Raw genomic sequence first — 14,297 nt, forward strand, 5'->3', positions numbered from 1 at the left:
CGTATTATTGCTTATCTTACATTACTTCAATTATAGGAACTGGAGTTGCATTTACTGTGGCCACCAGCGTATCAACTGCAGTATTGCACTCAGTACCTGAATCATCCTTAACTGTTAGAACCACTTTATAAAGGCCTATGCCCTTGTAAGCATGCCTTACCTTTGTCCCTTGCGCAGTTTGGCCATCACCAAAATCCCATGTATACGTAAGGTTATCATTATCTGGATCAAATGAATCTGACGCATCAAATTCAACCTCGTCATTAACGCAGATCAAAAGATCCCCGCCAGCCTCTGCTACAGGAGGTGTGTTTACGTTAAGGTAATGCACCTTTGTCGAGCCTGAGCAATCTGAATTTTTACCATCATCAACAAACAGCGTTGCTTTATAGAGCCCACCCTTTGCATAATTATGCTTTACGTTAGCTCCGCTTTCAGTAGTACCATCGCCAAAATCCCAAACATAATCCAGCTTATCTCCGTCAGGATCGTTCGATAACGCGCCGTCAAACTTTATCCCCTCGTCAACACAGGCAATGTCCTTAGAGCTTATGTCTGCGGTGGGATTGGAGTTGACATTCACTGAAATGGCATCTGTCGCGCTTGAACACTCTGCGCCAGCACCATCATCTACCTTAAGAGTAGCATTATAAAGGCCTCCTTTTGCATACTGATGAGAGACCTTTTTTCCTCTGGCTGTTTTTCCATCGCCAAAATCCCATAGATAGCTAAGAGTATCCCCGTCATTGTCAAACGACAAAGAGGCATCAAACTCTGCCTTCTCTGTCAGGCATATGTTTATATCGTTTCCTGCGTTAGCCATTGGCGCCCTGTTTAAGTTAACAAGCTTTGTCGCAGTTGACTTATTGCAATCTGTATAGGTATTGTCGGTAACAAGGAGTTTAGTCGCGTACTCTCCGCCCCTTTCATACCTATGAGTGACTACCTTGCCTTCCTCTGTCTCGCCATCACCGAAATCCCAGACATAAGTCAGATTATCATTATCCGCGTCCTTTGACTTTGACGCGTCAAAAGTGACTTCCAGGGGATCATTAGGATCTTTCTTGCACAACATTATATCTTTACCCGCGTCAGCGATAGGTGCGGTATTTACTGCTACATTTAATCTATCCACGCCTGTATCGCACATGGTCCCTGAATCATCGACTACAGTAAGCGCGACTTGATAATCTCCGCCTTTAGCGTATTTATGAGAGACCTTTACGCCTTCAGCTGTCTCGCCATCGCCAAAATTCCATTTGTATGTCAGATTATCTTCGGGACTATCTGTTGACTGTGTGCCATCGAATAGTATCTCTGTATCAACACAGGTCACATTAGGGCCGTCTGCTATAGCGCATGGCGGCTGATTGACTTTTACGACCTGCTGAGTCGAAGCTGTATTACAATCCACCTCTGAGGCATCTGTAACTGTCAGCTTGACAAGATATTTTCCAGCATCCTTATAGGTATGCATGTTCTTTAACTGTGTGCTGGTAGTACCATCACCAAAATCCCAGAAATACGCAAGGGTCTGATCATCTGGATCGTAAGACTTTGAACCATCAAATGTAAATGTATTACATGAAAGCTTTGACTCCATCCATGGCTCTTCCTTTGCCTTAGCCTTAGTAGGCCGCTCAACAAAGACCCTCTTAGGTCCTCCTGCGCCAGGTGTAAAAAATACAGGAACTGCCGCGCCATCGCCTGTTGTCAGATACATCGCCATGTTTGCATTGGGCTGCCTGTCCTTTGTTATTTCATATACCCATCTCTTGCCAGCATCAGATGGCAGAACATCTACTTCAGTATTTGCCCATATGCCGGTCCCAGAACCTTTTATACTGTAAGAACGAGATGCGCTTACGAGCTCTATATCTCCTCCGGTCGCGTCCAGATCATAATTGTACTCGATTATCTTTGCCGCGTCCGCGGGTATTGCGGGATAAAGCGCCATCTTTGTTCCGCGCTTCTCTGATAGTCTTAATGAAAGCGCGTAGCTGAATGCCTCCATTGTATCCGGTGATATCTCAAGGGCAAAGACATTGTTGTCATCCCCTGACAGCCCTTCAGCAACTATCTTAAAATATCTGAAATTTCCTACTTTCTCACCCTTGTCCGCTTCTATAGGAGAAAAGTGATAAAACTTTTTGTCATAGGATTCATCTTCTCCGAACTCCTGGGAATCCAGAAGCGTACCTTCAAGAAAATCTACGATCTTTGCCTCGCTTATCCCTGCTATGGATGAATACGCTTTCTTTCCGCCAAAAATAGAAAAGCGGGTCGAGGTATTCCATTTTCCACTCTTTTCATCAATATAATCACCGACATCAGGATCATAGATGGATATTTCTATGTTACCAGTGTAATTCTCAGGAACTCTCAAGAATACGACTTGGGGCGCCTTTTTTGCGCCATAACTTTTTCTTCCATCCTCGCCAAAGGTATATAAATACCTGAGCTTACTCTCTTCTGGTGGTATTCTATAGCAAAGAGCATCCTTTACTATAGCAAAGCTTAAAAACAACACTGATGCGATTATGATATGCAATGTCTTCCTGCACATATGTTACCTCCTTGTTTGTTTTTTGTTCCCAATTACTTAATAAGTATTATAAAGTATTTAATCTAACATGTCAACAAAAAAAATAACTATTTTTTAACGTTATTATACGATTATAGCTTGTTTTTTACGGTATTTATGGCATACTTTAAGTAGAAACAAGTAAATAATATGGAACGACAAAGGCAAACCACTTGAAAGAGTGGGACGTCATGAACCACAGAAGGTTCATGATCCCGTACTTGAGCGAAGCGAATAGTACGGGGCAAAACCACGGGCCCTGAGCAAAGCCAACGAAGTTGGCTGCGTCGAAGGGTGGCCGGGTTACCGAAACCATATGAAGAAACTCATAATTATAGCACTAACATTATCCCTCTTATCCGTCTTTCCAGGCAATGCTGGCTCAACTCACGCTATATATAAAGGTACAGCATCATGGTATTCCCAGACTGATCCTGGAATCTTAGAGACAACTGCCAACATGGAGATCTTTGATGATTCAAAGCTAACATGTGCCATGTGGGACCTGCCTTTTAATACCCTTCTAAAAGTCACGAATCTCGATAATAATAAATCTATATATGTAAGGGTAAATGACAGGGGTCCTGCTAAGAGACTAGTGAATCGTGGCAGGATAATAGATCTCTCAAAAAGGGCATTCTCTTATTTAGACGATCTAGGTAAAGGGTTGATTAAAGTCAGAGTGAAGATTGTAAAGCTATAACAACTCTGCGGCAAGGCTGGCTAGACTTGAGCGTTCGTTTTGAATAAGGGAGATGTGGCCAAACATCTCCTGACCTTTCATCTTCTCAACCGCATAGCTCAGACCATTAGAAGAAGAATCAAGATAGGGACTGTCTATCTGATATGGGTCTCCTGTTAAGATCATCTTTGTGTGATTCCCTGCGCGGCTGACAACAGTCTTTATTTCATGCGGCGTAAGATTCTGCGCCTCATCCACTATAATAAATTGATTAGGAATGCTCCTTCCTCTCATATATGTCAATGCCTCTAGCTGCAAAAGATCAGAATCTATTAAATCCTCAATGTGTTCTTTTCTCTTTCTTATGGTCAAGATGTATTCCAGATTATCATAAATTGGCTGCATCCAGTTTATAAGCTTCTCTTCCTTTGTGCCAGGAAGGTATCCTATGTCTTTTCCCATAGGTATAACAGGTCTTGAAACAAGAAGCCTCTTGTACGCATGCTCATCCACTGCCTTCTTTAAGCCAGCTGCCAAGGCCAGAAGTGTCTTCCCAGTACCTGCCTGGCCTACGAGCGTTACTAGCTTCACGCTATCATCCATTAAAAGATCAAATGCCATGGCCTGCTCTTTATTCCTTGGCTTGATCCCCCAGGCATCGCTTGCCTCAGGCCTTAGAGCCATCGCGCCTTTTTTCTTGTGGCAAAACCTTGCGAGGGCAGTATGTTTTTCGTTTGTACTGTCTTTCAATAAAACATATTGATTTGGAAATATATCCTTGTCTTTGATCTCTAGAAATTTTTTATTATAAAACCTGTCTATATCTTTTCTATCTACCAGGACCTCTTTCCACCCGCTATAAAGCCTGTCCATGTCCACCTTTTGTTTTTCAAAATCCACTGCCTTTATGCCAAGGGCATCTGCCTTGACTCTTGCGTTGATATCCTTTGATACAAAGACAACTATGGATCCCTTCTGCTGCAGGCTATATGCTGTCATCAGGATCTTGTTATCCCTTTCTTCGCGAGAAAGATCAAAAGGCTTTTTTATATCTACATGCATGATTATGCGTAAGAGGCCTCCTCCTTCCAGAGGCACACCTTCACCTAATCTGCCTTTTTCTCTCAGCTCATCCAGCATCCTTATGGTAGCACGGGCATTCCTGCCTTTTTCATCGCTATCCTTTTTAAATATGTCCAATTCCTCTATGACATCAATAGGCAGGACGACCTCGTTATCAGCAAACGATTCTAAGGCACTGGCATTATGAAGAAGTACATTTGTGTCTAATACAAATATCTTTCGCATATGTTTACAAAAAAATCCCTCAGGAGATTTCTCTCCCGAGGGATTTTGCATTCATGTTGTAATCGACTTAAAAAGCAACAGCTACTGAAGCTATGACTTCTGTAGCTGTGTCGTTGTTAGTAGGGGTCGCGCTATCAAGAGAATTATCAAACGCAGCTCCTGGAATAAACCAACCAGTTGCAAGGCTCATGGTAACATCTTCAGTGTAAGCATAATCTAAGACTATGTCTACCTCATCACCAAGATCCTTATCATCCTTTACATAATACGCGGCGCTGCTTCCACCGTTTAAGGTCCTAGCATTACTAGCACCAACAGCATTGGTTGAATACCACGCCTCAGCCAATCTGAAGTTGTAATAATCCACAGATACAGTAAGGTCCTCTATAGGCTCTGCGCTGGCACCAACACATATTGTACGGCCATTTGAATCAACGCCATCATTAAGGCCGTCAAATATTCGGTTTGCGATCATGCCGTGGGTCTGATCTTCGAACATCGGATCCCATGCATTAACTTCTGTTACTGTGGTTGAGAAATCATCATCTGTAGTTGCGCCATCACTGGTCTGTCCAGAACGATAGGCATAAGCTGTTCTCAAAGATAGCCCTGGCAAAAAGCTAACGCTGTCACTCAAGCCATCGTATGCTAATGCAAGATCAAGTGCCCATGCATCACGATCAATTATCCTGTCAGGTGTGGTGCTTTGTATATCTAGATAATCACCTCTCTGAATAGCAACTTCGCCACTCAACAGCAAACCATCTACTGGCGCTAAGTTACCGTTTACGCCAAAAACATCGCATACATCTGCTCCGCCAACTTCAGTAGTGTTTATGACTCCCCTTCTGTCACGCCTTGAGAAAAAATAACCTTCAACAGCTGCATTGTACTCATTATCAAAATCATAAGCTACATTGACACCCCAAAGATCCATATCATCTCTTGGCTGAGCAGTACCAGCTGTGGTTGCTACGAGTTGGACTTGTGCATCAATCTTTGAATAAATGAGGTCCACTACTATTGGGCTGTAATCCAATGTTGCCCTTATTGCGTCAAACGCCTTAATGGTACTTAAGTCATCTGCGGCGAGTCTAGCAACTCCCTCTGAATCATTAGTAGTCGGATCGCCAACAACTAAGGCATTACCGAATAGTAGATTTTGTCTACCAATCGTAACTGTTAAAGGAGAATAAAAACATTCCTTTAATGTCACGTATGCCAGATCAAGATCGATGTCTGTTCTTGCGCCATCGCTAACGTTACCTGAATCTATGGCATCCGCATATTCCTCATCCCAATCTCTCTCATTTACTACTCTTACAGTTGTTGATACATTGTCTGTAAGATCCGCATCTATTCTGACTCTGGTAGTGGTCATAAACCATACGTCATTGTCTTTAACGCTTGTTCCTTCTCCTGTATCGTCTGCCAAGAAATCATAGTCAGCACGATAGATCATCTTTGAATCGATATCGCCGCTTACTTTTACGTTCTGCACTTCTGCGAACGCAGGTGCTGCTAAGAAAGCAACAGCCGTAAGTACGATACATAGTGTCATTAACTTCTTCATTTAGTTTTCCTCCTTGGTTTAAATCTAATTTATTGTATTTTTAGGATGAACCTAAAAATTATCCTACTTATATATAATATATCGCCTTTTAGTTGACTGCTTCCGGCTATTCGGTGTTCCCTCCTCTCTCTGCCTGATTAAAGCGGTCTATAGCGGTATATTCACACTTTCCTATTTATTAAGAAAAGAGTATACCTTATATATATAATAATGTCAAGGGTATTTAATTATCCCTGATCTCGACCTTCATGGGCCTTGACTTGGGTGAAATGGCTATAATGAGGGTGCTTTTTCTGCCTTTTCCTTCAATAGTCACTATGCAGCTCTCCCCGCTCTTTTCGTAATTTAACATCCTTCGCTCGTATTCTATGATATTTATAGGGTTCCAGTTATACATGGGCATCTGCTGTTTGTAGAACGCTACTACCTGGTCTGCTGTCTTTGATCCTGTGTATTTCAAGAGCGCGACCCTTGTCACATCATTCTGGAACGCGAATGATTCGGCATTGAGTACCTTGAAGCCTGTAGGCACAGGTACGTCTTCGAGTCGCAGCATTGCCGCGACATCTAAAGAAGTATCACCACTGCTTGAGTAAGAACTGCTTCCAGACATTGTGGTGCAACCGGACAATACTATTAGGGACAAGAAACATGGGACAAGGAACAAGTATAATAGCTTCTTCATGATTACCTCCTCTTTTTATATTTCTATAAAGTTTACTACACTAACTTCTTTATGTCAAGTAAGCGGCAGGCCAATCTTTCTGAGTTTGCGAAAATCCCTTTTGCCTCTTTTTGGTTAAGGCCTGCTGCGAGTAAAATATTTTTTGCGAATTGTTTTGTGATCAAGTCTCCTGGTTGGTGTGAATCTGTGTTAATGACTAGCTTGGCGCCTGTTGCGCCAGCCATCTTCGCGACATGGCCATTAGCCAATGAATGCCCTGAGCGCGATGTGATCTCAAGGTGTACGCCTTTAGCGCTGGCCAGCTTTGCATCTTCTAAAGATATTAGTCCGGGATGCGCCAAAATATCCGCGCCAGAAACTATCGCTTCTTTGTTTGTTCCAGGCATCACTGGTTCAACTAAACTCTCTCCATGCACCACTACGAGTTTGATTCCTTTGGAACGCACAAATTTAATAGCACCTTTGATCGATGCGATCGGCATGTGCGTTATCTCAACGCCAGGTATTGCCTTTATCTTCCAATGTTTATTTATATCCTTGCAAGCCTTTAAAATCGCATCGCAGATAAATTCAATATTAGACGCGCCCACATGATCAGTTATGCCAATAACCCTGTAGCCCTTATCCTCCGCCCGCCTCGCAAGCTCCGTAGGCAAAACCGCCCCATCACTCAACCAACTATGCGTATGCAAATCAATCATCGCTTACTCCTTTATATTATGGCTTGCCACCCGCCACTCACATATAGCGATTCTTCGTAGCATGTTATGGGTGGTTTACCACCCGAAGCATGCTTCGAAGATTCGCCCCATATGAGCGTAGGGTGGCGTCCCTAAGAGGATTCGAACCTCTGGCCCCAAGTTTAGGAAACTTGTGCTCTATCCATCTGAGCTATAGGGACACATTAGTACCAGCACAGGAATGCAACTTGCCTGCCCCGTTCCAAATTCTTAAAGGTCATCAAGTAATCTATAATAATTGGCCTCTACAAATTTACAAATAACTAATAACTTACCGCTCAGAATTTGGAATGGGGTGCTCTATCCATCTGAGCTACAGGGACGTTCTTGCGTATATTACTGCAACTCTTGTGTAATGTTGAATGTGTAATGTGTAATGAACCAAGTTGCCCCAATTACATTACACTTTACACCTTACACATTACACAAACCTAGTACTTGACCATGGAATACACCGGAATATCCCCAAGCTTCGCACGGCCATTCAGGGCTGAGAGTTCTATTACAAAAACGATCTCTGCGATTTCGCCCTTTAGCTTTTTTACAAGATCTATTGCTGCTGATATTGTGCCGCCTGTTGCCAGGAGATCATCTATCAACAAAACCTTTGAGCCTGGCTCAAGCGCATCCTCATGGATCTCCAGCGTGTCTTCTCCATACTCTAAAGAATATGTAGCGCTTAATGTCTTGTAGGGTAATTTCCCCTTTTTTCTTATGACTGTCAATGCTGAGCCTAATTTATACGCCAGGGCGCTACCAAAGAGAAATCCCCTCGAATCAATAGCCACAACCGAATCGATCTTCTTATCTTTATACCGCTCGTACAGGATATCTATCACTTCTCTAAATTTTTCCTTGTTACCCAAAAGAGTGGTGATGTCCCTAAAGAGGATTCCTTTCTTTGGGAAATCGGGTATATCGCGTATGAAACTTTTTAAACTTTCCATGTTAGTACTCTCCTAACTCGCCGCTTTGTTGGATAATATATATTCTTAATTTTTCCAACGCAGCGCTTTCGATCTGCCTGACTCTTTCACGCGTTATGCCAAAGACCTTTGCTGCCTCGCCAAGCGTATGAGTAGTGCCGTCATTCAAACCAAAACGCAAACCCAGTATCTTCTTCTCTCTGTCATTCATGCGGCTCAACAGGCTCTCGACTCTTTCTCGGCGTAATTTTTCTGTTATGTTCTCCATAGGAGATGTGCTTGTCTCATCCTGTATAAGATCCATGAACTGCCCTGTGCCATCATCACCGATAGGCGCGTCCAGCGAAGAGATCTTTGTGGCTATCTCACTTATCTCTCTTACCTTTTTCATCGGAAGCCGCATCTTTTTTGCAACCTCTTTTACCTTGGGCCGCCTGCCGTATTTCTGGGTCAGCTGTTCAGTTATTCTTTTCCACCTGTTTATTATCTCTGTCATGTAAACAGGTATCCTTATTGTCTTGCCCTGATTCGCAATGGCACGCGTTATGTATTGCTTTATCCACCAAGCACCATATGTGCTGAACCTGTAACCTCTATGAGGGTTGAATTTTTTAACTGCCTTAATAAGGCCAAGATTTCCCTCCTCTATAAGGTCCATCATTGGAACACCCAGCTTTGAGTATCGCTTAGCAATATTAATCACGAGCCTCAAATTAGACTGGATCATTTTCCTGCGCGCCTTGGCATCGCCTCTCTTGACTTTACGCGCAACAGATTGTTCTCCTTCAGGAGTAAGAAGAGGTATATCCTTGATCGCCCTCAAATAAAGTTTTATTGCATCCACTGTGTACCTCTCTTGCTTTCGACGTTTGTGTAATGTGTAATGTTTAATGTGTAATGAAACCAAGCAACCCCAATTACCTTACACATTACACAAGATACGTTATTTCCCGTTAAGCAAGGCTGCTTGAGCAGCTGCTAGCCTTGCGATAGGCACCCTGTAAGGAGAACAGCTCACGTAGTTCATGCCAACGTTATGACAGAACTTAACTGATCTTGGCTCTCCGCCGTGCTCTCCGCAGATACCGATCTTGAGTTTCTTGCGAGCTTCTCTTCCGAGCTTGATGCCCATCTTAATAAGAGAACCTACGCCTTCCTGATCGACTGATTGAAAAGGATCCTCAGGCAAGATCTTTTTGTTTATATAGTCCGGCAAAAATACACCTGCGTCATCACGGCTGTAACCAAACGTCATCTGAGTCAGATCGTTTGTGCCGAATGAGAAGAACTCTGCCTTTTCAGCGATCTTATCAGCTATTAATGCCGCGCGCGGGATCTCTATCATCGTACCTACAAGATAATTTACTTTCTTTTTTGCCTTTTTAATTACTGCCTTGGCTGTTTCGCGGACAATAGGTTCAAGAAAATCAAACTCCGCCTTTGTCCCCACCAGAGGTATCATTATCTCGGGCAAGACTTTTATGCCTTTTTTTGCCATATTGCAGGCTGCCTCCATGATCGCCCTTGTCTGCATGACGCAGAGCTCAGGATATGTGACAGATAGCCTACATCCACGATGACCCAGCATAGGATTCATCTCATGCAGGCTCTTAACAAGATCTTTTATCCTGGCAGGTGTTTGCTTTAATCTCCTTGCCATTTCCTTTATGCCTGACTCATTGTTCGGCAGGAATTCATGTAGCGGTGGATCCAGTAACCTTATAGTAACAGGCAATCCATCCATCTCCTTAAATATGCCCTCAAAATCCTTTCTCTGAAAAGGCAACAGTTTCTTAAGCGCCTTTTCCCTTGCCTCTTTGTCCTGGGCAAGAATAAACTCCCTGACAGCCCATATCCTTTCGCCTTCAAAAAACATATGCTCTGTCCTGGTAAGGCCTATGCCTTCAGCGCCAAGCCTGCGCGCAGCCAGAGAATCCCTTGGTGTATCTGAATTCGTGCGCACATTTATCTTGCGATACTTATCAGCCCATTCCATGATCTGGTTGAACATTTTATAAATTTCGCTCTTCTTTGCTGAGGAGTTTTCTTCTACTACTCCTGCAATAACAGGACTCGAGGAAACCTTGATATCTCCCAGCATGACTTCCCCAGTCGAACCATCCAGAGAAATAAAATCACCTTCCTTTATCGTCTTTCCAGCAACCCTTATCTCTTTCTTTGTATAATCAATATTTAACGCGCTGCATCCAGCTATACAGCATTTTCCCCAGCCCCTGGCAACAACAGCAGCATGAGAAGTCATGCCTCCAGTTGATGTCAATATCCCTACTGCGGCATGCATACCCGCGACATCTTCAGGAGATGTCTCGTGCCTGACCAGGATAACCTTTTTGCCTTTACTCTTCCATACTTCAGCATCCCTTGCAGTAAATACTACCTGGGCTGATGCTGCGCCAGGACCAGCAGGAAGGCCTTTAGCAACTACAGTAGCATTGGATTTTGCCTTGGGTTCAAATATAGGGAAAAGAAGCTGATTGAGCTGATCCCCCTCTATCCTCATAATGGCTTCTTTAGGGCTGATCATTTTTTCTTTTACCATGTCGTACGCTATCTTTACAGCTGCCAGGCCTGTACGTTTGCCAGTGCGCGTCTGCAGCATGTAAAGCGTGCCTTCCTGGATAGTGAATTCCACGTCCTGTATATCCTTATAATGCCTCTCTAGCTTATACCTGATAGCATCGAGCTCTTTGTAAACTTTTGGCATTTCTTTTTTCAAGTCGCTGATTGGCTCTGGCGTCCTTATGCCAGCCACGACGTCTTCGCCCTGCGCATTTATAAGAAACTCCCCGAAAAATTTATCCTCGCCAGTAGATGGGTTACGCGTAAAGGCAACGCCTGTGCCTGAAGTATTGCCCATGTTACCGAATACCATTGCCTGGACATTTACAGCTGTTCCGAAAAGTCCGGTGATCCTGTTGATCCTCCTGTAAACTACAGCCCTTTCTGTATTCCATGATCCGAATACCGCCTTTACAGTAGCCATCAGCTGATCCTTGGCATTATTTGGAAAAGGTTTTTTGACATGTTTCTCATACACCTTTTTATATTCTCCGACTAATTCCTTTAACTGACCTGCTGTAAGCTCATTGTCCAGTTTTACTCTGTATTTCTTTTTCAGGGCATGGATCTTTTCTTCAAAATGCTCATGGTCAACGCCCATCACCACATCACCGAACATATCAATAAACCTTCTATACGCATCCCATGCAAGGCATTCGTTCTTGGTCTTTTTAGCCAGGCCTACAACAGTCTGATCATTTAGGCCCAGGTTAAGGACTGTATTCATCATGCCAGGCATGGAAACAGCAGCGCCGCTCCTCACTGATACTAAAAGCGGGTTGTTGATGTCGCCGAGCTTCGCGTCCATTACCTTTTCAAGCTTTATGATATTTGCGTCGATCTGCTTCTGAAGATCAGCAGGATATTTTTTGCCGTGCTTATAATAATAATCGCACACCTCTGTTGAAATAGTAAATCCAGGAGGAACTGGAACTCCTATATTTGTCATCTCTGCGAGGTTAGCACCTTTACCTCCGAGAAGCGTTTTCATCTTTGTATTTCCGTCTGCTTTTCCTTTGCCAAAAAAGTACACCATCTTGCTCATGCTTTAAACCCCTTTCTATCTAATTTATGTTAGAAAAATCCCAATACTACCAATACTACCAAATAAATCCCAATTTCAAAATCCCAAACATGGTTTTGGATTTGGGATTTTGGATTTATTTGGGATTTGGTAGTATTTGGATTTTGGATTTTTCATCTCACTAGTATCTGTGGCAGTAATGCCAAGTCCGCAATACGTTCTGTGTATAACCTGTTGATCGCCTTCATCATTGCCAGGCGATTAAGTCGCAACGACCTATCTTTATCATTCACCATTACATTGTCAAAAAAATCATGCAATGCCCTGTAAAATGCCTGGGCATATTTCTTGGTCGCCTCTACGTATTCTTCTTTATCAATTAGCGCGCTTATCTTATCTTTCGAATCTAAATATGCCTGCCAAACATCTTGCTCTAATTTTTCCTTGAAAAGCCCTTTATTCACTTCGCTGATTTTTTCATTCTTTGCACCTTTTAAGATATTGCTCGTACGCTCTACGACCTTTGCTGCTTCTAAAAAATACCTCTCGTTAGCCACAGAACTCAATGCCTCGATTCTATTAAATATATCAACTATGTCAGAACGCCCTGAGTCCAGTACTGCCCTTTTTAATTCAATGGGCCTTATGTCTCCCATTAAAAACTCCACCCTATCCTTTATATAATCAGCGACCTTCTCTTTTGAAGTCTTTAATTTGTTACCGTATAGCTGAATTGCTTTTTCTACTAGCTCTACTATTTCAAATCTCAGAGACTGATCTTTTACAATGCGAATAAGGCCTAGCGCGTTTCTTCTTATACCAAACGGATCAAAACTTCCGCTTACTTCCTTGGTTACTCCTAAAAAACCAACCACATTATCTATCTTATCGCTGATCGCGAGGATCGCGCCCTGTTTTGTCTTAGGCAAGTCATCTTCCAGGCCCTGAGGAAGATACTGCTCGCCTATGGCTAGCGCAATATCTTTTTCTTCTTTGTTTCTCAATGCATATTCTCTTCCCATCACACCCTGCAGGCTAGGAAACTCGCCCACCATGTGAGTGACAAGATCTACTTTTGAAAGCTCGGCTGATTTTTCTATATTCTTTTTCAAAGAACTGTCTACGTTTAATCTGTCGCAGATAAAAACGCAAAGTACTTTCAGGCGTTCGATTTTTTCGAACATATTACCTAAATCCTTGTGAAAAATCAAGTCTTTTAATTGAGGGATATTATCCGAGAGGCTTCTTTTTATATCCTCGTCGAAGAAAAACAGGCTATCCTTTAGTTTTGCCTCTAAGATATTTTCATAATTTCTTCTAACCAGCCTTATGTTCCTGCCGCTGCCGTCTATTACAGCGATAAACCTGTTTGTGAGTCTATCTTTTTTCACAACAGGAAATATCCTCTGATGTTTTGCCATGCTGGCCCTGAGCACATCTTCTGGCAATGCCAGAAATTTCTTGTCAAATTCTCCGCTGAATACCGTGGGGGAATTCACCATAAACGTTATCTCTTCCAGGAGCGCTTCATCAACGCATTGATCTGCCCTGAGTTTCTTTGTCTCGCGCAGGATCAATCTTTTTATCTCAGTCTTTCTTTTGTCTGAATCAGATAATTTTATTTTCTTTAGGTCTTTCGCTGAGGGGATGTTTCCGAGTCTTATATCTAAATGCTCTTTGCCGAATAATGCCAAGACTGACTCTATCGGCCTTGCAAAACGCAAACCAGAATCATCCCATCTCATTGTCTTTGGAAAATAGATATTCCTTATAATGCGCGGGGTTATTTCTTTAAGAATATCTTTTGTATTGCGGGCTTTTTCTTTTTTCTCAACAACTACATATTCGCCTTTTGGGGTCTCTTTGATTTTCAAATCCTCTATTTTCACACCCTGATTTTTTGCAAAACCAATAGCTTGCTTTGTAGGGTTACCGTTGTCGTCAAAGGCTATTCTTTTAGGTGGGCCTAGAATTTCCTTGGAGCTTTCCTTCTGGCACACATCCATATCTTTTATATAGCAAATCAATGAGTTCTTTGTACCTAAATTTACTGTGAGGTTATGGTCAAAAGCTATGCCTAACTTGGTTAGCTCTAAATGAAAATCACTGCATAGACTATCTAAAGCTCCCCTTACATAGCCTGCCGGCAACTCCTCCACATTTATCTCTAACAAAAAATTCTTCTTCATAGGTTC

The 14,297-nt window shown here is 42.7% G+C and carries 10 protein-coding genes and 1 tRNA gene; 1 reads left to right on the forward strand and 10 read right to left on the reverse strand.

All coding sequences use genetic code 11. The annotated features are described in order from the left end of the window. Window positions 1-16: 16 nt before the first annotated feature. Window positions 17-2,566, reverse strand: a complete 2,550-nt coding sequence (locus P9L93_02415; protein ID MDP8229938.1) for a PKD domain-containing protein — start codon at window positions 2,564-2,566, stop codon at window positions 17-19. Window positions 2,567-2,900: 334 nt separating this feature from the next. On the opposite strand from P9L93_02415, the gene P9L93_02420 reads away from it, so the two are divergent. Continuing rightward, the gene (locus P9L93_02420) at window positions 2,901-3,287 is read left to right on the forward strand and encodes a septal ring lytic transglycosylase RlpA family protein (protein ID MDP8229939.1); all 387 of its coding nucleotides are present in this window, start codon (window positions 2,901-2,903) and stop codon (window positions 3,285-3,287) included. Here P9L93_02420 and P9L93_02425 read toward each other — a convergent pair. The 9 genes from P9L93_02425 to glyS form a co-directional block, all read right to left on the reverse strand. Further along, complete coding sequence (locus tag P9L93_02425; GenBank protein ID MDP8229940.1) at window positions 3,282-4,574, reverse strand: PhoH family protein; 1,293 nt, start codon at window positions 4,572-4,574, stop codon at window positions 3,282-3,284. The genes P9L93_02420 and P9L93_02425 overlap by 6 nt on opposite strands. 67 nt (window positions 4,575-4,641) lie before the next feature. Continuing rightward, window positions 4,642-6,147 carry an alginate export family protein gene (locus P9L93_02430; protein ID MDP8229941.1) on the reverse strand — a complete coding sequence of 502 codons (1,506 nt, stop codon included), beginning with the start codon at window positions 6,145-6,147 and terminating at the stop codon, window positions 4,642-4,644. Between the two features lie 223 nt (window positions 6,148-6,370). Then, window positions 6,371-6,832 carry a hypothetical protein gene (locus tag P9L93_02435; GenBank protein ID MDP8229942.1) on the reverse strand — a complete coding sequence of 154 codons (462 nt, stop codon included), beginning with the start codon at window positions 6,830-6,832 and terminating at the stop codon, window positions 6,371-6,373. 35 nt (window positions 6,833-6,867) lie between these two features. Next, complete coding sequence (locus tag P9L93_02440; protein MDP8229943.1) at window positions 6,868-7,533, reverse strand: histidinol phosphate phosphatase domain-containing protein; 666 nt, start codon at window positions 7,531-7,533, stop codon at window positions 6,868-6,870. A gap of 123 nt (window positions 7,534-7,656) precedes the next feature. Then, window positions 7,657-7,733: transfer RNA gene (locus P9L93_02445), tRNA-Arg, on the reverse strand. 270 nt (window positions 7,734-8,003) lie between these two features. Continuing rightward, a complete protein-coding gene (locus P9L93_02450; GenBank protein ID MDP8229944.1) occupies window positions 8,004-8,519 on the reverse strand; it encodes an adenine phosphoribosyltransferase in 516 nt (171 codons plus the stop codon). 1 nt (window position 8,520) lies between these two features. After that, the gene (locus P9L93_02455) at window positions 8,521-9,342 is read right to left on the reverse strand and encodes a sigma-70 family RNA polymerase sigma factor (GenBank protein ID MDP8229945.1); all 822 of its coding nucleotides are present in this window, start codon (window positions 9,340-9,342) and stop codon (window positions 8,521-8,523) included. Between the two features lie 99 nt (window positions 9,343-9,441). Continuing rightward, a complete protein-coding gene (gene ppdK / locus P9L93_02460) occupies window positions 9,442-12,123 on the reverse strand; it encodes a pyruvate, phosphate dikinase (protein MDP8229946.1) in 2,682 nt (893 codons plus the stop codon). Between the two features lie 152 nt (window positions 12,124-12,275). Further along, on the reverse strand, window positions 12,276-14,291 hold the full coding sequence (glyS, locus tag P9L93_02465; GenBank protein ID MDP8229947.1) for a glycine--tRNA ligase subunit beta: 2,016 nt from the start codon (window positions 14,289-14,291) through the stop codon (window positions 12,276-12,278). Window positions 14,292-14,297: the final 6 nt, after the last annotated feature.

Source organism: Candidatus Gorgyraea atricola (assembly GCA_030765235.1).
In the GTDB taxonomy this organism is placed as follows: Bacteria; Omnitrophota; Gorgyraeia; order Gorgyraeales; family Gorgyraeaceae; genus Gorgyraea; species Gorgyraea atricola.